The sequence below is a fragment of the Nocardioides sp. NPDC051685 genome, from assembly GCF_044453405.1.
Taxonomy (GTDB): Bacteria; Actinomycetota; Actinomycetes; order Propionibacteriales; family Nocardioidaceae; genus Nocardioides.
This window is the reverse complement of the sequence record NZ_JBITCR010000007.1, coordinates 135,112-154,677: the sequence shown is the minus strand read 5'-3', so window position 1 is coordinate 154,677 and position 19,566 is coordinate 135,112. Positions and strand designations below refer to the sequence as shown.

Annotated in this window: 18 protein-coding genes; 9 read left to right on the top strand and 9 right to left on the bottom strand. The window is 70.0% G+C overall.

What is annotated here, in order from left to right; genetic code table 11:
- Window positions 1-5 precede the first annotated feature (5 nt).
- The 3 genes from ACIA03_RS20675 to ACIA03_RS20665 are packed head-to-tail and all read right to left on the bottom strand — an operon-like array spanning window position 6 to window position 2,766.
- Window positions 6-473 carry a hypothetical protein gene (locus tag ACIA03_RS20675; protein ID WP_396985949.1) on the bottom strand — a complete coding sequence of 156 codons (468 nt, stop codon included), beginning with the start codon at window positions 471-473 and terminating at the stop codon, window positions 6-8.
- The gene (locus ACIA03_RS20670; protein WP_396985947.1) at window positions 470-1,939 is read right to left on the bottom strand and encodes an FGGY family carbohydrate kinase; all 1,470 of its coding nucleotides are present in this window, start codon (window positions 1,937-1,939) and stop codon (window positions 470-472) included. The genes ACIA03_RS20675 and ACIA03_RS20670 overlap by 4 nt, the downstream gene beginning before the upstream one ends.
- Window positions 1,936-2,766, bottom strand: coding sequence for a DUF1028 domain-containing protein (locus ACIA03_RS20665; RefSeq protein ID WP_396985945.1), 831 nt, complete (start codon window positions 2,764-2,766; stop codon window positions 1,936-1,938). The genes ACIA03_RS20670 and ACIA03_RS20665 overlap by 4 nt, the downstream gene beginning before the upstream one ends.
- A 143-nt stretch (window positions 2,767-2,909) precedes the next feature.
- On the opposite strand from ACIA03_RS20665, the gene ACIA03_RS20660 reads away from it, so the two are divergent.
- The gene (locus tag ACIA03_RS20660) at window positions 2,910-4,358 is read left to right on the top strand and encodes an APC family permease (protein WP_396985943.1); all 1,449 of its coding nucleotides are present in this window, start codon (window positions 2,910-2,912) and stop codon (window positions 4,356-4,358) included.
- A 110-nt stretch (window positions 4,359-4,468) separates the two neighbouring features.
- Window positions 4,469-5,809 (top strand): class II 3-deoxy-7-phosphoheptulonate synthase, encoded by a 1,341-nt coding sequence (locus ACIA03_RS20655; protein ID WP_396985941.1) that lies wholly within the window; start codon window positions 4,469-4,471, stop codon window positions 5,807-5,809.
- Here the strand turns inward: ACIA03_RS20655 and ACIA03_RS20650 are convergent.
- The 4 genes from ACIA03_RS20650 to pknB form a co-directional block, all read right to left on the bottom strand.
- Window positions 5,806-6,285, bottom strand: a complete 480-nt coding sequence (locus ACIA03_RS20650) for a GNAT family N-acetyltransferase (RefSeq protein ID WP_396985939.1) — start codon at window positions 6,283-6,285, stop codon at window positions 5,806-5,808. The genes ACIA03_RS20655 and ACIA03_RS20650 overlap by 4 nt on opposite strands.
- Before the next feature lie 10 nt (window positions 6,286-6,295).
- Entirely contained in the window at window positions 6,296-7,255 is a 960-nt protein-coding gene (locus ACIA03_RS20645; RefSeq protein ID WP_396985937.1) for a hypothetical protein, read from the bottom strand.
- 183 nt (window positions 7,256-7,438) lie between these two features.
- A complete protein-coding gene (locus ACIA03_RS20640) occupies window positions 7,439-8,347 on the bottom strand; it encodes a deoxyribonuclease IV (RefSeq protein WP_396985935.1) in 909 nt (302 codons plus the stop codon).
- Window positions 8,348-8,349: 2 nt separating this feature from the next.
- Window positions 8,350-10,482 (bottom strand): Stk1 family PASTA domain-containing Ser/Thr kinase, encoded by a 2,133-nt coding sequence (gene pknB / locus ACIA03_RS20635; RefSeq protein ID WP_396985933.1) that lies wholly within the window; start codon window positions 10,480-10,482, stop codon window positions 8,350-8,352.
- Between the two features lie 193 nt (window positions 10,483-10,675).
- On the opposite strand from pknB, the gene ACIA03_RS20630 reads away from it, so the two are divergent.
- Genes ACIA03_RS20630 through ACIA03_RS20620 form a run of 3 tightly spaced genes read left to right on the top strand, consistent with a single transcriptional unit; the run spans window position 10,676 to window position 11,927 of the window.
- Window positions 10,676-11,047, top strand: coding sequence for an Rv2175c family DNA-binding protein (locus ACIA03_RS20630; RefSeq protein ID WP_396985931.1), 372 nt, complete (start codon window positions 10,676-10,678; stop codon window positions 11,045-11,047).
- 32 nt (window positions 11,048-11,079) lie between these two features.
- Entirely contained in the window at window positions 11,080-11,496 is a 417-nt protein-coding gene (locus tag ACIA03_RS20625) for a ribonuclease domain-containing protein (RefSeq protein ID WP_396985929.1), read from the top strand.
- An 8-nt stretch (window positions 11,497-11,504) separates the two neighbouring features.
- Window positions 11,505-11,927, top strand: a complete 423-nt coding sequence (locus tag ACIA03_RS20620) for a barstar family protein (RefSeq protein ID WP_396985927.1) — start codon at window positions 11,505-11,507, stop codon at window positions 11,925-11,927.
- 3 nt (window positions 11,928-11,930) lie between these two features.
- Here the strand turns inward: ACIA03_RS20620 and ACIA03_RS20615 are convergent, their stop codons facing one another.
- Window positions 11,931-13,460, bottom strand: a complete 1,530-nt coding sequence (locus ACIA03_RS20615) for a molybdopterin-dependent oxidoreductase (RefSeq protein WP_396985925.1) — start codon at window positions 13,458-13,460, stop codon at window positions 11,931-11,933.
- A 101-nt stretch (window positions 13,461-13,561) separates the two neighbouring features.
- Between ACIA03_RS20615 and sigK the strand changes: the two genes are divergently transcribed.
- Window positions 13,562-14,164 (top strand): ECF RNA polymerase sigma factor SigK, encoded by a 603-nt coding sequence (sigK, locus tag ACIA03_RS20610; protein WP_396985923.1) that lies wholly within the window; start codon window positions 13,562-13,564, stop codon window positions 14,162-14,164.
- A complete protein-coding gene (locus tag ACIA03_RS20605; RefSeq protein WP_396985921.1) occupies window positions 14,154-14,831 on the top strand; it encodes an anti-sigma factor domain-containing protein in 678 nt (225 codons plus the stop codon). The genes sigK and ACIA03_RS20605 overlap by 11 nt, the downstream gene beginning before the upstream one ends.
- Here ACIA03_RS20605 and ACIA03_RS20600 read toward each other — a convergent pair.
- Window positions 14,828-16,123, bottom strand: coding sequence for an MFS transporter (locus ACIA03_RS20600; protein WP_396985919.1), 1,296 nt, complete (start codon window positions 16,121-16,123; stop codon window positions 14,828-14,830). The two genes, ACIA03_RS20605 and ACIA03_RS20600, sit on opposite strands and share 4 nt — an antisense overlap.
- A 178-nt stretch (window positions 16,124-16,301) precedes the next feature.
- On the opposite strand from ACIA03_RS20600, the gene ACIA03_RS20595 reads away from it, so the two are divergent.
- Window positions 16,302-17,096: a PaaX family transcriptional regulator C-terminal domain-containing protein gene (locus ACIA03_RS20595; protein ID WP_396985917.1), complete on the top strand. Its 795-nt coding sequence runs from the start codon at window positions 16,302-16,304 to the stop codon at window positions 17,094-17,096.
- A gap of 107 nt (window positions 17,097-17,203) precedes the next feature.
- A complete protein-coding gene (locus tag ACIA03_RS20590; RefSeq protein WP_396985915.1) occupies window positions 17,204-19,558 on the top strand; it encodes a hypothetical protein in 2,355 nt (784 codons plus the stop codon).
- Window positions 19,559-19,566: the final 8 nt, after the last annotated feature.

The following is a 19,566-nucleotide window of genomic DNA, read 5'->3' as shown; positions in this document are numbered from 1 at the left end:
CCGGGTCAGGTGGTGTAGGCCGACATGAGCACCTTGGCGAGGCCGTCGCTCTCGGTGAGGACGGCGACGTCGAGGTAGTGGGCGTCGACCTCGTCCCCGGCCTGCGTGAGGTCGACCTGGACACAGGCGATCGCATCGGTGCAGCCGGTTGCAGCCAGCGCGGGCGAGCCGGGCAGGTCGGCGAGCCAGGCGTCGAGCTCGGCCCGGGGGACCGTCATCGCGCCCTCGTACTGCCAGTCCTGGAACCCGATGTAGGTGCAGCTCGCGTCCGAGGTTCCGTCCGGTAGGCCTGGTGCCCCGACCGCCTGCGCTAGATCGACGCAGTCGGCCGGCTCGTCCTCGGCCGGCCCGAGCAGGTCGGCGCCCACCCAGACCGTCAGCCCGCCAGCGCCGACCAGGCCGAGGACGACGAGCACGGCACCCGCCATCAGCGCCCACGCCCACCAGGGCAGACCGCGCGAAGGACTGCTCACGCCCACTGCCGGGAGCGTTCGACGGCCCTGGTCCAGGAGGCGTACGCCTCATCGGCCGCATCGCGACGCGACGCGTCGGGGGAGAAGGTGCGGTCCAGCGCCCAGGTCTCGCGGATCTGGTCGAACGAGGACCACACGCCGACCCTGAGCCCGGCGAGGAAGGCCGCGCCGAGGCCGGTGGTCTCGACGAAGCGGGGCCGGGAGACGTCCACCCCGAGCTGGTCGGCCTGGAGCTGGCACAGCAGGTTGTTGGCGGCTGCGCCACCGTCGACGTTGAGCGAGGCGACAGGCGTCGGCATCGTCGCCATCACGTCGCGCACCTCGAAGGCGATCGCCTCCAGCGTTGCCCGCACGATGTGGGCACGGGTGGTGCCGCGGGTGATGCCGATGATCGTGCCGCGGGCGTCGGGATCCCAGTGGGGCGCCCCGAGCCCGGTCAGGGCGGGCACGAAGACGACACCCTCAGACGAGGAGACGGTGCGCGCCAGCGCCTCGGTCTCCGCGGCCGAGCCGATGATCTGCAGGCCGTCGCGCAGCCACTGCACCGCGGCGCCGGTCACGAAGATCGAGCCCTCGAGGACGTAGGTGACCTCTCCGGAGGGCGACATCCAGCCCGGCGAGGTGAGGAGGCCGGACTCCGAGCGCTGCGGCGTGGAGCCGGTGTTGGTGAGCACGAACGAGCCGGTGCCGTAGGTGCACTTGGAGTCGCCCACCTCGAACGCGGCCTGGCCGAACAGCGCCGCCTGCTGGTCGCCGGCCACCCCGGCGATCGGCAGCGAGAGGTCCAGGAACGAGCGCGGGTCGGTGACCACGCCCTCGCCCCAGTTGGGGGCGATCTCCGGCAGCGCGTCGCGGGGCACCCCGAACAGGTCGCACAGCTCGTCGGACCACTCGTTGGTGTTGATGTCGAACAGCAGCGTCCGCGACGCGTTCGAGACGTCGGAGACGTGGTGCAGCCCCCGGGTCATCCGGGCGATCAGGTAGGAGTCGACGGTGCCGATCGCGTAGCGCCCCGACTCCACGTGGGTCCAGGTGTGTGGCTCGTTCTCGCGGATCCAGGCCAGCTTGGTCGCGCTGAAGTAGGGGTCCAGGCGGAGCCCGGTCAGCTCCCGGACCCGCGCGTCGTGCGCCGCCATCGAGGAGCACATCGCGGTCGTACGCCGGTCCTGCCACACGATCGCGCGCCGCGGCGAGCCCAGCGTCTCCCGGTCCCACAGCACGACCGTCTCGCGCTGGTTGGTGATCCCGATGCCGACGAGGTCGTCCCTGCCGTGGGCCGCGAGGACCGTACGGCACGCCTCCAGGGTGGCCTGCCAGATCCCCTCGGGCACGTGCTCGACCCGGCCCGGGCTGGGGAAGTGCTGGTCGAACTCCTCATAGCCCCGGGCGGCGACCTCGCCCTTCTCGGTGACGATCAGCGCGGTGACGCCGGTGGTGCCGGCGTCGATGGCGAGGATAGAGCTCACTTCGGCGTCCTGACGATGTCGAGGATGCGCCGGTCGATCCAGGCCAGATCCTCGGCGACCCGCATCTCGTAGTTCTCGGTGGCGACCCAGGCGAGGAAGCCGGAGGCGCCCTGCGCCGCGGCGTACGTCTCCAGCTCGGCCTCGAGCTCGGGCGTGACCGGCACCTTCTCGGCCTCGGTCGAGGCGGTCAGATAGAAGTCACTGAGGTCGAGGAGTCGCTTCAGCTCGGTGATCGGCGCCGCGTGGTCGTCGACGCGCAGGTCGGCCGCGATGTCGTCGTTGCCGCCGTAGCCGGCCTCCTCGCGCACGACCAGGAGGGCAGCGCTCTGCCGCCCGCGGCTGTCGCCGCCGGCCTCGTCGCCCGCGGCCAGGGCGGCCAGCAGCCGGTGCTGGAGCGGCTCGTCGGGGGACGAGGCGAGCCAGGCGGCCTCCATCGCCTCGACCACCTCGGGGCCGGTGAGGATGTTGCCCTGGATCGCGTAACCGTCGCCGGTCCGGCCGCCCGCCCAGTCGAAGCAGGACGATCCGGTGTGGGAGACCGCGTTGCCGTCGACGTCGACGATGCCGACCTGGCGGTGGTCGCGCCGCTCGTCCTCCTCCAGAAGCCTCTCGAGGGCGACGGCAGCGGTCGCGCCCTCATCGAGGTGTGCCAGCGCGAGACCCTTGTAGGCGACGTTCGCCTCGGCCTGGGTGGCGATGGCTCCGACGCCGGCGACGGCGGCCGGAACGGCTGATCCGACGGCCAGGAACTTCGAAGCGACGGCCACACCCCAGGTGGGCTCCCCGGTGCCGGGATCAACTGCTCTGGCGACGATCGAGAAGGTCATGACAGCGACCCTATCCGCGAAAATTCAGCTGGCTACGGCGTGTTTACGAATTGTCGTACACCTAACGGCGCCGTTGGGCTTTGATGGACGGATCCCTTCATCGTTCTCGAGCACATGTCTCGAAATCCTTACCAGGAGGAACCATGAGCAACCTGGCGCAAGAGAAGAACACCGAGCTCAAGAGAGTCATCGGCCCCAAGCTCTTGCTTCTCTTCATCGTCGGCGACATCCTCGGCACCGGTGTCTACGCCCTGACCGGTTCGGTCGCCGGCGAGGTCGGCGGTGCGGCCTGGGCCCCGTTCCTGGTGGCCTTCGCCGTCGCGACGATCACCGCCTTCTCCTACCTGGAGCTGGTGACCCGGTTCCCGCAGGCGGCCGGCGCGGCGCTCTACACGCACAAGGCCTTCGGCATCCACTTCGTCACCTTCCTGGTCGCGTTCACCGTGATGTGCTCCGGGATCACCTCGGCCTCGACCGCGTCCAACGCGTTCGCGGGCTTCCTCAACGACGGGCTCGGGCTCGATGCCGCGCCGGGAAGCCTGACCCTCGTCCTGATCGCGCTCGGGTTCATGACCCTGGTGGCGTTGATCAACCTGCGCGGCGTGGGTGAGAGCGTCAAGGCCAACGTCGTGCTCACCCTCGTCGAGCTCTCCGGTCTGCTGCTGGTCATCTTCGTCGGTCTGGCCGGGATGTTCGCCGGCAAGGCCGACTTCTCCCGCGTGATGATCTTCGAGTCGGCCGAGGGCAAGAACGCCTTCATGGCCGTCACGGCGGCCACCACGCTGGCGTTCTTCGCCATGGTCGGCTTCGAGGACTCGGTCAACATGGCAGAGGAGACCGAGAACCCTCGCCGTGACTTTCCCAAGATGATGCTCACCGGCCTCGGGATCACCGGGCTCATCTACGTCCTGGTGTCGATCTCCGCGGTCGCCCTGGTTCCGGTCGGCGACCTCACCGACCCGGAGAAGGGATCGGCGCTGACCCAGGTCGTCGCCGCCGGCGCCCCGGACCTGCCGTTCGACACCATCTTCCCGTTCATCGGGATGTTCGCGGTCGCCAACTCCGCGCTGATCAACATGCTGATGGCCTCGCGGCTCGTCTACGGCATGGCCAAGCAGTTCGTGCTTCCGCCGGTGCTCGGCAAGGTGCTGCACGGGCGGCGTACGCCGTGGATCGCGATCCTGTTCACCACCGCGATCGCCTTCGGCCTGATCATCTGGGTGGTCAACGCCAGCGGGTCCGAGAAGGGCGCCGAGACCGTCTCGCTGCTCGGCGGCACGACCTCGCTGCTGCTGCTCTGCGTTTTCACCGTGGTCAACATCGCGCTGCTGGTCATCCGCCGCCGTCCGCCGGGGAACCCTGACCACTTCAAGGCGCCGGTCTGGATCCCGGTCGTCGGAGCCGTCACCTGTGCCTATCTGGCGGGCCCGTGGGCACGCAGCGCCGAGCAGCAGGACCAGTACAAGGTCGCCGGTGTGCTGCTCGTCATCGGCATCGTCCTGTGGGGACTCACCCGGATCTTCTACAAGCCCGAGGGCGGTCACTTCCAGGACATCGAGCACATGGACCTCCACCCCGAGGACGACGAGTAGCGGGGTGAGGTCGGTCAGGGCCGGCGTACGTTCTCCACAGGACGTACGCCGGCCCCGCCGTGTCTGAGATGACTTCGTAACAACCGGGTGATCCGCGTACCCTGAGGCTCGTGAACGACGCCTTCCCCTCCCTCGAGCAGCTGCACGCCATCGGAGCCCTTCAGCAGCCGACCTATTCCGACCCGGTCGCCCTGGCCGCGGCGGTCGAGAAGCTGAGGAACCAGCCGCCGCTCGTCTTTGCGGGGGAGTGCGACCAGCTCAAGAGCTCGATCGCCGCCGCCGGCCGCGGCGAGGCGTTCATCCTGCAGGGCGGCGACTGCGCCGAGGTCTTCGCCGAGGCGACCGCCGACAACACCCGCAACAAGCTCCGCGTGCTGCTCCAGATGGCAGTCGTGCTGACGTACGCCGCCTCCGTCCCGGTCGTGAAGATCGGCCGTCTCGCGGGGCAGTACGCCAAGCCGCGCTCCTCCGACACCGAGACCCGCGACGGCGTGACCCTGCCCGCCTACCGCGGCGACGCCGTCAACGGCTTCGAGTTCACCGCCGAGTCCCGGATCCCCGACCCGCAGCGGCTGCTCGACGTCTACCACGCCTCCGCCTCGACCCTGAACCTCGTGCGCGCGTTCACCACCGGTGGCTACGCCGACCTGCGCCAGGTGCACACCTGGAACTCCGAGTTCGTGCGCAACTCGCCCGTCGGCGCGAAGTACGAGGCGATGGGCTCCGAGATCGAGCGCGCGATCGCGTTCATGGAGGCCATCGGCGCCGACCCGGAGGAGTTCCACCGGGTCGACTTCTACTCCTCCCACGAGGCGCTGCTGCTCGAGTACGAGCACGCGATGACCCGCATCGACTCGCGCACCGAGACGCCCTACAACGTCTCCGGCCACTTCGTCTGGATCGGTGAGCGCACCCGTCAGCTCGACGGCGCCCACGTGGAGTACTTCCGCCACCTCAACAACCCGATCGGCTGCAAGCTCGGCCCCACCGCGACCCCCGACGACGCGCTCGCGCTGGCCGCCAAGCTCAACCCGAAGAACGAGGAGGGCCGGCTCACCTTCATCACCCGCTTCGGTGCGGGCAAGGTGCGCGACGGGCTGCCCGGGCTGGTCGAGAAGATCACCGCCGAAGGCGTCAACGTCACCTGGATCTCCGACCCGATGCACGGCAACACCTTCTCCACCTCCAACGGCTACAAGACCCGCCGCTTCGAGGACGTCCTCGACGAGGTCCAGGGCTTCTTCGACGTCCACCACGCGTTGGGGACGGTTCCGGGCGGCATCCTCGTGGAGAACACCGGCGACGACGTCACCGAGATCATCGGTGGCGGCGAGGAGCTCGACGAGGCCGGCCTCGTGCACCGCTACGAGTCGGTCGTCGACCCGCGCCTCAACCGCGTCCAGTCGCTCGAGATGGCTTTCCAGGTCGCGGAGATGCTGCGGTCTCGTTAGTCGACGTTCTCGTCCCGCGCCCACGCGAGCTGCATGATCTCCTCGCCGTCGTGGAGGGTGCTGCGGTTGCCGGTGTCGGTGAAGCCCGTGGCTTCGTAGAGGCGCTGGGCGCGGCGGTTGTCGGTGCGGGTCCAGACGCTGAGGCCCTCCCAGTCGCGTGACTGGAGGTCGCGGATCATCTCGGTGCCGACGTGGGAGCCCCACACGGCGGGGTCGACGAAGACCATCGAGATGTGGCCGTAGCCGGGGAGCGGGACGCCGTCGACGAGGTAGGTCTCGGCCAGCAGCATCCCGGCCGGGCGGGTGCCGTAGTGGGCGATCAACGCGAGCTCGGCCGACTCCAGCTTCTCCCGGACCCGGCGGACACGGGCCTCGGTGGCGGTGCGGCGGCGGGCAGCGTTGGCCGCCCGCCAGACGTCGAGGGCAAGGGCGCGCTGTTCGTCGCTGTCGATCTCGGCGACGATGATTCTCGGCATACAGGCAGCGCTACAGCGTCATCAGCCAGATACCGAGCACGAGCACCACGATCATGAAGATCGCACCCACCCACAGCAGCACCAGCCAGGTCGAGGGGTTGTCCTCGGCCTCCGCGGCCATCAGCGAGGTGACGTACTCCTGCTGGGCGCCGTAGTCGCCGAAGTCCTGCTCGAGCGGCTCCTGCTCGCCGACGTAGCCGTAGCCGGTCTGCCAGTCGTCGGAGCCCTCGGTGGCGTAGGCCTCCTCGGCGTAGCCGGTCGCATAGGCGGGCTCGGCGTCATGGATCTCGTCGGCCGGCTCCGTCGCCGCCGGCGGAGCCCAGTGGCGGGCCTTCCCGTTCCGCGCCTCCTGGACGAGCATCCCGGAAGGCTGGACGAAGGGCTGGTACGCCGCCTCGGCCGTGGCCTCGGAGACCGGATCGGGCGCGGGGACCGGCTCGGGGGTCGGCTCGGGGGTCGGCTCCGGCTCGGGAAAGGGGCCCGGCTCCGGAATCGGCTCAGGGGTCGGCTCCGGGTCGGGGACGGGATCGGGGCCTGGGACCGGCGTCGGCTCCGGGAAGGGCGAGGGATCGGGGATCACCGCCGCCTCGGCGGCCGGCTCCTGCGCCGACGGGGGAGTGGCCGGCGGCGGAGCGGTCGGCGGTGCGTACGCCGGGCGGATCACGGTGGCCTCGGTGGGCTCGGCGGTGTCGAGCTCCTCCTCGACGGCCTGCGAGGGGCGCCTCGAGGTGCGCTCGGTGGGCTCGGCGTCAGCGGCCGGCGCCGCCATCGAGGAGGCGGGACCTGGCCGGTCGTCGTCGCCATAGGCGCTGATCCGGGGCAGGCTCAGAGAGGTCTGGTCCGCGTCGGGCACATTCTCCACAGCCTCCGGCGCGGTCGCCTCGACCGGCTTCCGGATCGCGGTGGCCCCGTTGGGCTCGTCGAGCTCGTCGGTCTCGGGTGCGACGTCGTCGTTCGCAGCACTGGACACGGGTGGCGTCCTTTCCTCTACATCGATGGAGTCAGCCTCGGCTGCGCGGTCGGGCTCCGTGGCGACCTCGAGACCACACATCGAACACGTCGGCTCGTCGGACAGCCGGTGTCCACACTGTGCGCAGCTGGTCATGCCACCCCCATGGCGTCGAAGTTCACTCCCGTGTTTCCCAAGACTAGGTCACAGGCCTTGACGGTGTGCCGATGCACGGAGATCGCGCAGCAGCGGGATGTCGGGGTTGTCGGCATCGCGAGAACCCGGGGTCTCCAGGATGAAGGGCACCCCGTCGGTCGCCGGATGCGCGAACAGCTCCTCGAAGGCGGTCGTGCCGATGTGGCCGCGACCGATCTGCTCGTGGCGGTCGAGGTGCTTGCCGCGTACGTCCTTGGAGTCGTTGGCATGGATCAGCCGGAGCCGCCCGGGGCCACCGATCTCGACGATCCGGTCGACACACGCGGTCGCCCCACCGGGCTCGTCCAGCGGAGCGCCGGCGGCGAACACGTGGCAGGTGTCCAGGCAGATCCCGGCCTTGGGGTGGAAGTCGACCGCTCCCAGGTAAGCCGGCAGGTCCTCCACGCCCGCGCACAGCGAGCGCCCCTGTCCCGCGGTCGGCTCCAGGAGCAGCCACGGCGCGTCGTCGCCGGAGACCTCGTCGAGCACCGGCAGCAGCGCCTCACGCACCTGCTTCAGCGCGGCGGCGTGATTCTCGCTCGCATCCCCCTCGGGGGAGACGAACGATCCGGTGTGGATGACGACCCCCTCGGCGCCGATGTCGGCGGCCCGGCGGAGGTTGTGGGCCACCAGGGCGGCCGACTTCTCGTAGGTCGCCGGGGTCGGGGAGCCCAGGTTGACCAGGTAGGGGGCGTGGATGAAGGCACGCATCCCGCGGTGTTCGAGCTCGGCCCGGAACGCCTTGTCCTCGGCCGGCTTCCCGGCCGAGAGCGTCCAGCCGCGCGGGTTGCCGACGAAGATCTGCAGCGTCTCGCCGCCGACCGCATCGGTGTTGGCGAGGGCGCCGGCGACGAGGCCCTTGCCGACCTGTACGTGGGTGCCGATCGGATTGCGAAGCGAGGTCCGAGAAGAGTTCAAGGTCAGTTCAACCAGATCGTGATCTCGGAGCCGTAGGGCGCCTCGCCCTCGGCAGGCTCCTGCCGGGTCACGAAGTCGAGGCCGAGGTGGAACTCGTCCTTCTCCTCCTTGACCTTGAACCCGGCAGCCTCGAGGGTCTGCTTCGCGGCGTCCTTGCTGCTGCCGACGACGTTGGGGACCGGAACGGAGTCGGGGCCCTTGGCGACGACGAGGGTCACGGTCTCGCCCCGGGGGAGGGTGCCGGAGTTGGGGCTCTGGCTGAGTACCGTGCCGGGCTGGACCTCCTGGCTCTCCTCCTCCTGGATCTCGACCTTCAGGCCGTCGCCCTCGAGCGACTTCTTGGCCCGCTCGGCGCTGCGGCCGGTCCAGTCGACGATGGCGACGGGGGCCGGACCCTTGCTGATCACGAGCACGATCGCCTTGCCGGGTCGCACCAGGGTGCCGGCGCGGGGCTGGGAGTTGATGACGTAGCCCGCGGGGACGTTGTCGTTGAACTTCTCGATCGGGTCGCCGACGCTGAGCCCGAGGTCCTGGATCTCGTCCTGGGCATCGTCGGCGAGCATGCCCTTGACCTTCGGCACGGAGTATTCCTCGATGCCCTTGCTCACGCTGATCTCCACCGTCGAGCCGGGCAGCGCCTTGTGGCCGCGGCCGGGGTCGGAGTCGATCACGACGCCCTCCGCGACGGTGTCGGAGAACTCGGTGTTGGCCGAGACCTCGAAGCCGGCCTCCTGCAGCTGGGTGGTCGCCGCCGCCCGGCTCAGGCCGGCCACCGACGGCACCCGCTCGTAGCGGCCGTCGATGAACCACCACAGGCCACCGGCCACCAACGCGACGGCCACCACGGCGGCACCGATCGCGATCGGGCCCCGCCAGCTCGCCGGCATGCTCCAGCGCTGCTTCGGCTGCGTGGGGGTCGGGGCGATGCGTACGTTCTCCTCGGGCTCGCTCAGCGAAAGCCGTGCGCCGGCGGGGAGGCCGACGGCCGGAGGCGGTCCCGGCGGACCCGGGGGACGGCCCGGCGGAGGACCGGACGGACCGGTGGGGCCCAGGCCGAGCGCGGGCATGACGGCGGTCGCCTCGGAGCTGGACTCGTCGTGCGCCCGGGGCGGGGTGTCGAGGCCGCTGGCAGCCGGGTTCGCCTGGGTCGCCTTGTCGGGGCCGCCGGCCGAGGGCAGCGCCAGGTCGGCGGTGAGATCGGGGTCGTCGAAGATGCCCGCGGACAGGGTGGCCATGACGCGGTTGACCATGCGCAGGAGCACACCGGCGTCGGCCGGGCGCAGCTCGGGGTCGCGGGCGGTCGCGCGGGCGACCAGGGCGTCGACGTACCGGGGGATCCCGGGTGCCGCCTTCGACGGCGGCGGGACGTCCTCGTGGACGTGCTTGTAGGCGATCTCGACCGGGCTGGGGCCGCTGTGCGGCTTGCGTCCGGTGAGCAGCTCGTAGAGCACGACGCCGGCGGCGTAGACATCGCTGCGCGGCCCGGACTTCGACTCGGTGACCAGCTCTGGCGCGAGATAGGAGACCGTGCCGACCAGGTTGCCCGTGGTGGCGTCGTTGGAGTTGTTGCTCATCACCCGGGCCAGGCCGAAGTCGGCGACCTTGACCCGTTGCGAGATCGAGGCGGCACCCGTGGTGATGAGCACGTTCTCGGGCTTGATGTCGCGGTGCACGATCCCGATCGCGTGCGCCGCGGACATCGCGCTCAGGATCGGCTCGATGTAGGCCAGCGCCTTTCCGGCGCCCAGCGGAGCCTGCGACGCGATCGTGTCGCGCAGGGTGTGGCCCTCGATGTATTCCATCGCGAGGAAGGCGATGCCCTCGTCCTCGTCCTGGTCGTAGACGGCGACCACGTTGGGGTGGGAGAGCTTCGCCGCAGACCTGCCCTCACGCACGAACCGCTCGGCGAAGTTGCCCTCCTCGTCGAGGTTCTGGTGCATGACCTTGACGGCGACGATGCGGTCCAGCCGCATGTCGTGGGCGACGTATACCGTCGCCATGCCGCCCTTCGCCACCTTCTCGACGATCCGGTAACGCATCCCCAAGACCTTGCCCAGAAGGGGGTCGGATGCGGTAGCCGGGCCTCCGCCGTGGCGCCCGATGACGCCGTCACGGGGGTCCGCCTCACTAGCCACGCGATCCTCCTGTCTCCGGTCGGAGAAGTATTCCGGACCGGGCAATGGTACGGACCAGCGGGTCCCACTCACGACTTTCCGGCGCGGCTACCCGGGCCGGTAATGTGATCGTTATGAGCGAGCGTCAGCGAGTGACCATGGGCCTCAGGCCGCCACGTCCGTACTCTGGCGCTTGCGCTACGGAGGTGGCGGCATGAGCGATGTGCGGCTGGCTGAGCAGGATCTGGGTGTCCTGGTGGACGAGTGGATCGACTGGGCTGCCGCCGCGTCGCAGCTCGGGGTGACGGTGGGCAAGGTGCGCACGATGATCCGCGAGCACGAGCTCGCCGCGGCGGTGCCTCCGGGCATCAAGGGACAGCACATCCCGGCCCTGTTCATCCAGGACGGCCTGCCGGTCAAGGGCCTGGGCGGACTGCTCCACGTGCTCCACGACGGCGGCTACGACGACCGCGAGATCATCGCCTGGCTCTTCCTCGACGACGACCTTCCGGGCCGCCCGATCGACGCACTTCGGGAGAACCGCGGGGCGGAGGTCAAGCGCCGGGCTCAGGCCATGGCACTCTAGGCGGACCTGGCCCGTACGTCTCGGAGGACCTGATGCGGTCGAAATCTGTCCTGATCGGCCTGCTGCTCGCCGTCGTGATGGCGCTGTTCACCGGGTGCGGCGGCGCAACCGGTGGCGACTCCGGCTCCGGCGCGGGCGGGAGGACCGGCACCGATCCCGAGAGCGGGCTCGCCTGGATCGCGGAGTCCGACCTGCCGCCCGAGGCCGTCGAGACGCTCGAGCTGATCGACGCCGGCGGCCCGTTCCCCTACCCGGGCAAGGACGGCAGCAGCTTCGGCAACCGCGAAGGCATCCTGCCCGACGAGGCGTCGGGCTACTACGCCGAATACACGGTGCCGACACCTGGCTCCGATGACCGGGGTGCGCGGCGTATCGTCACAGGCGAGGGTGGGGAGTTCTACTTCACCGAGGACCACTACGAGTCGTTCTCACGGATCGACCGGGGGTGATGGGGCAGATGAGTGGACTGGCAGGTCTCTTGGCCGGGAAGATCGATCCCGGCGTCTATCGCTGGCACACCGAGTTGGCGGCCACCGACCTCGTCGAGTCGGTGACCGGCGCCGGCTGGTCACTGAAGCAGATCGCCGACGTGGCCGAGACCAAGGACGAGGTGCTCGGCGCCATCGGCACCGCGCTCGGCTTCCCGGCCCACTTCGGGCGCAACCTCGACGCGCTGTGGGACTCGCTGCGCGACGTCGCCGCGCCCACGGTGCTGCTGTGGGAGACCTGGGGGTGCGCTGCGTACGCGGATCGTGCCGGTTTCGACAGGATCGTCCAGGTCCTCCGCGACCGGGCCGCGGAGATCTCCGAGGACCGGCCGGCGTTCACCGTGCTGCTGCGCGGCGACGGTCCGGAGACCGACCTGCCCGACCTGGGCTGAGCCTCACCCGACGGTCACGACGCGGGTCGGGTAGCCGGTGGCCCCGTCGGGGGCCGGCGGCGCCTCGTCGGCGGTCTGCGGGGTGCCGGTGCGGTCGTAGGCCCGCGCCTGGATCCGGTGCTCGCCCTCGGTCGCGTCCCAGCGGAAGGTCCACTGGCGCCAGGTGTCGACGCTGTCCTCGGTCGCGAGCGTGGCGGGCTGCCAGGGGCCGTCGTCGATGCGTACCTCGACCTTGCTCACGCCGCGGTGCTGCGCCCAGGCGACGCCGGCGACGGTGCGCTCACCGGCCATCACCTCGTCACCGGGGAGGTCGATGCGGCACTCCGTCTTGATCGGGCCCTGCGCCGACCAGCCGCGGTCGGTCCAGTAGGCGCGGAAGTCGTCGAAGCGGGTCACCTCGAGATGGGTCAGCCACTTGGTCGCCGAGACGTAGCCGTAGAGGCCGGGGACGATCATGCGCACCGGGAAGCCGTGCTCCTGGGTCAGCGGCTCGCCGTTCTGGGCGATCGCGAGCAGGGCGTCGCGGCCGTCGGTGAGCGCCTCGAGCGGGGTGCCGATGGTGATCCCGTCGGCACCTTTGGACTTCACCGCGTCGGCGCTCGGGTCGACGCCGGCGCGCTTGAGGACGTCGCGGATGCGTACGCCGGTCCAGCTCGCGTTGCCGATCAGGTCGCCGCCGACCTCGTTGGAGACGCAGCAGATCGTGACGCGGCGCTCGTAGAGCGGCATCGCGACCAGGTCCTCATAGGTCAGCTCGACCGGGTTGTCGACCAGGCCGTGGATCTTGAGCCGGTAGTCGGCGACGTCGACGCGTGGGGTGAGCAGGGCGATGTCGATGCGGTAGAAGTCGTCGACGGAGGTCACGTGGGGCGTCAGGCCGTCGATCCGGAGCTCCGCGCCCGCCGGGAGGGGCGCGGCGGGGGAGACGGCCGTCGGGATGGCCACCCTCGTCGCCGGGTGCCGGCGGCCCGTGACGACCTTCGCACCGACCCCGCCGGCCGCACCCACCGCGGTCACGGCCGCCGCGGCGACCAGGAACCTGCGACGGTCGAAGCCGTCGGGTGCCTCCGCCTCGGTGGCCGTGCCGCCGGACTCCCGCAGGGGCCGGGTGAGCAGGACCAGGGCGGTGATCCCGACCACCAGACCGATCACCAGCGCGACGATCCCCATCGTCCCCTTGCCCGCCCGGTCGGCCAGGAGAGCCGCGACGTCGACGGCCCCGAGGAGCAGCAGCATGGCCGCGCCGAGTGCGGCGCGGCGTACGGCCAGGGCGCCGGCCACTCCGAGGAGGACCAGCGTGACCAGCGCGACGCTGGCCAGCAGGACCGGCTTGTCGGCGGTGCCGAAGGTGGCGACGGCCGCCTCCTTGAGCCAGCGCGGGGTGAGGTCGATGACCCGGTCGCCGAGCGCGAGCAGGGGTGAGGTGCCGCGGGCGAGGGCGGCGATGAGCTCGGCGACACCGAGGCCGAGCACGCCGGCCGCGATGCCCGCGACTGGGCCGTTCGGACGTCCGGGGAGGATGCGGGCTGTCATGCTGTGGGTTCGTGGCCGATCGATGGGTGGATGGGTCCAATCCTCCCACTCCTCGGCTGCGAACCAGGGGTGAGATCAGTCATCTGTCGGAAGGGGTGCGCGTGCGGCGAGCGCTGCGGGTCGTGGGTGAGTCCGCGTCGCGGGGCCCGGATGACGACCGGGACCCGGAGGCGGTGCTTGCCGCCGTCGCCGGGGGAGACCTGGATGCCTTCGGTCGGCTCTACGACGGCCTGGCTCCGCTCGTCTTCGGCGTCGCCCGGCGGGTCGTGCGCGACCCCTCGCGTGCGGAGGAGGTGACCCAGGAGGTGTTCACCGAGGTGTGGCGCCAGGCGACCCGGTTCGACCCTGCCCGCGGGAGCGTGCGGACGTGGGTGCTGACGATCGCGCACCGGCGGGCGGTCGACACCGTGCGCTCCTCGCAGGCGTCGCGAGCGCGGGAGGAGCATGTCGCCCGGCGCGAGCCGCTGGAGGTCGCCGGCCCCGAGGAGACGGTGGTGACGGCCGCCGAGCACGAAGGCGTACGCCGCTGCCTGGACTCCCTCACGCCGCTGCAGTCGCAGGCGGTGCGGCTGGCCTACTACCAGGGCTTCACCTATCCGCAGGTCGCCGAGATGCTCGGCCGGCCGCTGTCGACGGTGAAGACGCGGATGCGGGACGGGCTGATCCGTCTCAGAGATTGCCTGGAGGTGCGGGATGGCTCCTGACGTACACGGTCTGGTCGGGGCCTACCTGCTCAACTCGTTGGAGGACGAGGAGCGAGCGGAGGTCGAGACGCACCTGGCTGTCTGTCCTGACTGCCGGGAGGAGGTCGACTCGCTGCGGGCGGCGACCGCGGCGCTCGCCCTGCAGGTCGCCGAGGCACCTCCGGCGTCGCTGCGCGCCCGGGTGATGCGTACGGCCTCGGAGACTCCGCAGGCGCCGCCCGTGGTCGCGGCGATCCGTCGCCGCCGTCGCTGGCTCGCCGGCGTGGTGGCCGCGGCCGCCGTCCTGGTCATCGGTGCCGGCGTGACGGTCGGCGTGGTCGTTCGAGATGACGACCCGCCCGCGACGACCGCGGCCGAGGTGATGTCGGCGCCGGACGCGCGGATGCACAAGAAGGAGACCTCCGACGGCGAGCTGATGGTCGCGATGTCCCACGAGATGCACATGGTCGCCGTCGACACGGCCCACCTCTCGCGTCCCGACGGGATGACCTACCAGGTCTGGTGGCACACCGACGCCGGCATGGAGTCCGCCGGCGTCCTCGACGAGGAGATGTCCGTCGCGGTGCCCGTCGAGGACGGCGATCTCATGGTCACCATGGAGCCCGAGGGTGGGTCCGACGAGCCGTCGGACCACGTCCTCTTCCAGATGTCCGCCGAGTCTCTCTAGCTCGTGCGAGCACGGCGGTTGGCGGGAACGAGAGCGATGATGACGGCACCGACGACGGCAGGGATGGCGAAGCCGTAGAAGTTCCACCCGATGCCGTTGCTGGAGGCCAGCAGCCATGCGCCGTACGTCGGTCCGACGATCGCCCCGATCCGGCCGATGCCGAGGGACCAGCCGAGCGCGGTGGCCCGGGCGCTGGCGGGGTAGTAGGTGGCGACGTAGCCGTTCACCAGGATCTGGGTGCCCACCGTGCCGAAGCCGGCGACCGCGATGAGCAGCATCAACAATCCCGCGCCGGGCTTGGTGGCCAGCAGCGCGAGGGAGGCCGCAGCTGCCCCGAATGCGGCCACGGTGACCGCCTTCGAGCCCCACTTGTCGGCCAGGATCGAGACCAAGAGAGCCCCGATGACGGCGCCGATGTTGAGGACGAGCAGGAAGGTCAGCGCTGAACCGAGGGGATAGCCGGCTGTCGTCATGATCTTGGGCAGCCACTGGTTGAGACCGTAGACCAGCAGCAGGCCGACGAAGCTCGCGGCTCCGAACAGCACGGTGGCGACGATCCGGGTGCCGCTGAACAGGGTGGCGATGGCGCTCTTGCTGTCAGCGTCGTCCGTAGGCGCCGCGGTGGGCAGAGGAACGCCGTAGCGGGTGGCGAGCGCCTCGGCCTCGGCGTCCCGGCCGCGGGCGCGGAGGAAGGCGGCCGACTCGGGGAGGAACTTCCAGGCGAGCGGTACGACGACCAGCAGCGGCGCCATGCCGATCCAGAACATGATGCGGAAACCGTGGTCTGGGAGCAGGTTGATGGCAAGAAAGGCTGCCAGGACGCCGCCGATCGAGAATCCCGAGAACATCAGCGCGTTGTTGAAGTTGCGGCGGTGGGCTGGAGCGTACTCGACGGTGAGTGCGATCGCCGTGGGTACGACGCCACCGAGACCGATGCCGGTGACGAAGCGCATGAGTCCGAAGATCTCCGGTGTTGGCGCGAGTGCGCTGAGCCCCATGGCGACCGAGAACCAGGCGATGCTCGCGAGCATGATCTTGCGGCGGCCCAGGATGTCGGTCAGCGCGCCGACGAGGAGGGTGCCGATCACCATGCCGATGAGGGCGTAGCTGCCGATCGCGCCGGCTTGGGGGAGCGACAGTTCCCATTCCGAGCCGGGCGAGGTCAGGGCCGGGACGACGGCCCCGTACACGATGAGGTCGTAGCCGTCGAAGATGATCGTGACCAGGCAGATGGCAACGACCCAGAGGCCGGCGGAACGGCTCACCTTCGGGACTTGCGCTGTGTCAACCATGGGTTCCTCCTGGGGAATGTGACGAATGACACGAAACGTAGGTCATATAACTGACGGACGTCAATAGAATGGAATACGTTTTGCCTGGGAAGACGGCCGCCGATGTGGTGGCCGGCCTGGGGTGGTGTGGTAGTCACATCCTTTGAGCCCGTCTTCCCGGGTGAGTGAGGAGCTGTGGATGAAGCCTCGGTCGATCGTCTTCGACCTCTTCGGTGACTACGTGCGGTACGTCGGAGGGGAGGTCCGCATGCGCGCCCTCGTCGATCTCCTGGCGGCGTTCGATGTGGGTGACAGCACTGTCCGCGTCGTGATGAACCGCCTGCGCAAAGAGCAGTGGTTCGATGCGCGACGCGAGGGTCGCGAGACCGTGTTCGCGCTCAATGACCGGTCCTGGCGGATGCTCGACGAGGGGCGCGAGCGGATCTTCACGAGGGGATCGGCGGAGTGGGATCGTCGGTGGTCGATGGTCATCTACACCGTCCCGGAGTCGGATCGCCCGCTGCGCGAGGAGCTGCGTAAGGAGCTGGCGTGGCTCGGTTTCGGCACGCTCACGGCCTCCACATGGCTCAGTCCATGGGATCGGCTGGGCATGGTGGAGGACCGGTTCGGCGACCGGGGCGGCCTCCGGCTCGACCTGCTTCGCTGTGAGTCGGCGGGCCTGGCCAAGGATCGCGAGATGGCTGCGCGGTGCTGGGATCTCGTGGCGCTCGATGCTGACTATGCCGCGTGGCTGGCGACGTACCGGCCGCGGATGGCCGCCTATCGCGCCGGGGATCTCGACCCGCGCGACGCGCTGGTCGAGCGGATGAGGTTGACCCATGACTACCGGCTGTTCCCGTTTCGAGACCCCGACCTTCCCGGGGAGCTGCTCCCCGCGGGCTGGAAGGGCGGCGAGGCGCACAAGCTCTTCCTCGAGGCTCACGAGCTGCTGCGGATTCCGGCCGAGAGCTTCTTTCGGCAAGTCGCCACCTGAGCCAATTCGTGCCAAATTCTTGACGGTCGGCGATTATTTGAGTTGAATCAGCGGTGGAGGCACCTTGTGGTGCCCGTCACACGACTGACTCGACTCCCGGAGGTCCCATGCGACCCGCTCGTCTGGCCCTGATGGCCGCAGGCGTTGCCCTGCTCCCGATCGCCGCCATCGGCAACGCCGCGACCGCGGCCGGCCCCGTCTACGAGGCCGTCGTCAACTCTGACGACCACGCCACGCCTCGCACCATCGACGATCTTCTCGAGGCTCCTGCCCGCGCGCCGCAGCTGGAGAACACCGGCATCTGGAAGGCCGAGCCGACGATGGTCTGCCACAGCTCGGCCTATCGGAAGGGCGAGTTCCTCAACCAGGGTTGCATCTACGACGACCAAGGTGCCCAGCTGGTGCCGACCAACTGGCCTGAGCACGCGATCACGCCGGCCTACACCTACCCGGAGAACCCGGCCTACCGCGCCAACGCCGCCGACATCGTGGAGGTGCGGGTCAAGCCGCAGCCCGACGCGACGGCGTTCCGGGTGACGTACAACACCATGCTCGACCCGGAGCTGGTGGGCACCACGATCGCGCTGGGCAACTCGACCGATCCGCGCCCCGCTCCCCACGGTGCGAACACCGTCATGCCGGCGAGGGTGTTCGTCACCGTCCACGGCACCACCGGCGACATCGTCGACGGCGCCAGCGGCGACACGCTCGCCGAGAAGCCGTCCGTCAGCGTCGACCTCGAGCGTCGCCAGGTCATGGTCACGGTCCCACACTCGGCGTTCGACCCCGGACGCGGCAAGACCCGCATCGCCGCCGCGGCCGGTCTCTGGGACGCCGAGAAGGACCGGTTCCTCCTCCCGCAGCTCGTCGCCGACAAGACGTACCCCGGTGGGGCGGTGGCCACCGACCTGGCCTCGCCGAGCGCCTACTTCGACGTCGCCTTCCGTTACGGGGAGCCCTTCGACTCGCCCTGGCGCAACGACCACCAGAAGACCGCCCTCGCCGCGGGCGACATCTCACGCTTCCACGCCGACGTCGACTTCGGGAAGCTCGCGGCCGGTGGTGATGACGACCTGGCCGGGACGTCGATGGGCGTTCCGACCTCGGGCTACATCGAGCGGATCTACCCGACGCACCACGAGTCCCGTCAGGGACGGCGGCTGGTGACCGATCCGGGTGCTCCCACGATCGGGTCTCTGACTCAGCAGAACGGTCCCGTCGACGGACTCGACGGCTCGACGGTGAGCGCGCAGTTCGGCTGGGTCTGCCGTGACGAATGCGTCCCGGACCTCCCCGGCCAGCTCCAGCGCTACGTCGCGTACGTCCCGAAGATCGAGGCCCCCGCCAGCGGCTACGCCAGCCTCCTGTGGACCCCCGGCTTCGCGCAGACCCCCAACGACCAGGTCTACGACCCCGGGATGCTCGAGGCGTCCCCGACCCAGGACAAGGACCTCTTCCACAAGTTCGCCGAGCGTCCGAACGCGCCGACCGTCGTGATCGCGGTCGACGGCCGAGGAAACGACGAGTGGTTCTACGGACAGTCGGGCGCCAGCGTCATCGAGGCGCTGGGCGATGCCCGCCGGGCGTACGACCTGGACCCGACGCGCACCGTGATGAGCGGCTTCTCGTCCGGGGCCTACGGGGCCAACAAGCTGTCCCTGCAGTTCCCCGACCTGTTCAGCAAGGCGTTCATCTGCGACGGTCTCAACAAGGCTCCCTCGATCCCCGGCCTCAACGGCGTCTTCGACGTCACCCCCGTCGACACCGGCACCCAGCACGAGCCGGGCTCCACGCTCACCCCGCTGCTGCCCTCGCGCCGCAACCAGCCCGTCGTGGAGTGGGCCGGCCTGCCGAACTCCTACATCCCCTACGACATCCCGCGCGAGCGTGCCCAGGCCTACATCGCCGGTGACTACGACTTCCAGTTCACCACCTGGATCGGGGCGTCCTCCGAGCACGTCGTCCAGTGCGCCAACGGCACCTGGGACGTGGCTACCAAGCGACTCGGTGACATGCGTGGCGTGCAGAATCCGCATCACGTGACGTACGTCCGCAACCCCGCGATGGACGATCCCGCCTCCGGGATGGTCGGCAACCGGGCCTACTGGGTGAGCGGCATCGAGACCCGCAGCGACACCGACACCGACCTGGGCACGATCGACGTCGTCTCGCGTGGCTTCGGCCGTGCCGACGCCCCCACCGAGCCTGTCGTCCTGGGCGAGGGGATCGAGCCGGGCACGACCGTCCCGCTGAACCCCTACACGACCGAGACCCGTACGCCGAAGGCACCCCTCACGGTCGCGAAGGCCGACGCCTTGAAGATCACCGCGACCAACATCTCCGAGATCACCATCGACCCCCGACGTGCCCAGGTGACCTGCGCGGCGGACCTGAAGGTCACCACCGACGGCCCGCTGACCGTGCACCTGCTCGGCTGCGGCGACCGCACCTTCGGCGCCTGAGAGGAAGG

Excerpts from the sequence above, each read along its gene's own strand:
- ACIA03_RS20665 (WP_396985945.1), bottom strand. The coding sequence starts at position 2,766 with ATGACCTTCTCGATCGTCGCCAGAGCAGTTGATCCCGGCACCGGGGAG.
- ACIA03_RS20660 (WP_396985943.1), top strand. The coding sequence starts at position 2,910 with ATGAGCAACCTGGCGCAAGAGAAGAACACCGAGCTCAAGAGAGTCATC.
- ACIA03_RS20650 (WP_396985939.1), bottom strand. The coding sequence starts at position 6,285 with ATGCCGAGAATCATCGTCGCCGAGATCGACAGCGACGAACAGCGCGCC.
- ACIA03_RS20630 (WP_396985931.1), top strand. The coding sequence starts at position 10,676 with ATGAGCGATGTGCGGCTGGCTGAGCAGGATCTGGGTGTCCTGGTGGAC.
- ACIA03_RS20625 (WP_396985929.1), top strand. The coding sequence starts at position 11,080 with ATGCGGTCGAAATCTGTCCTGATCGGCCTGCTGCTCGCCGTCGTGATG.
- ACIA03_RS20620 (WP_396985927.1), top strand. The coding sequence starts at position 11,505 with ATGAGTGGACTGGCAGGTCTCTTGGCCGGGAAGATCGATCCCGGCGTC.
- ACIA03_RS20615 (WP_396985925.1), bottom strand. The coding sequence starts at position 13,460 with ATGACAGCCCGCATCCTCCCCGGACGTCCGAACGGCCCAGTCGCGGGC.
- ACIA03_RS20605 (WP_396985921.1), top strand. The coding sequence starts at position 14,154 with ATGGCTCCTGACGTACACGGTCTGGTCGGGGCCTACCTGCTCAACTCG.
- ACIA03_RS20600 (WP_396985919.1), bottom strand. The coding sequence starts at position 16,123 with ATGGTTGACACAGCGCAAGTCCCGAAGGTGAGCCGTTCCGCCGGCCTC.
- ACIA03_RS20595 (WP_396985917.1), top strand. The coding sequence starts at position 16,302 with ATGAAGCCTCGGTCGATCGTCTTCGACCTCTTCGGTGACTACGTGCGG.
- ACIA03_RS20590 (WP_396985915.1), top strand. The coding sequence starts at position 17,204 with ATGCGACCCGCTCGTCTGGCCCTGATGGCCGCAGGCGTTGCCCTGCTC.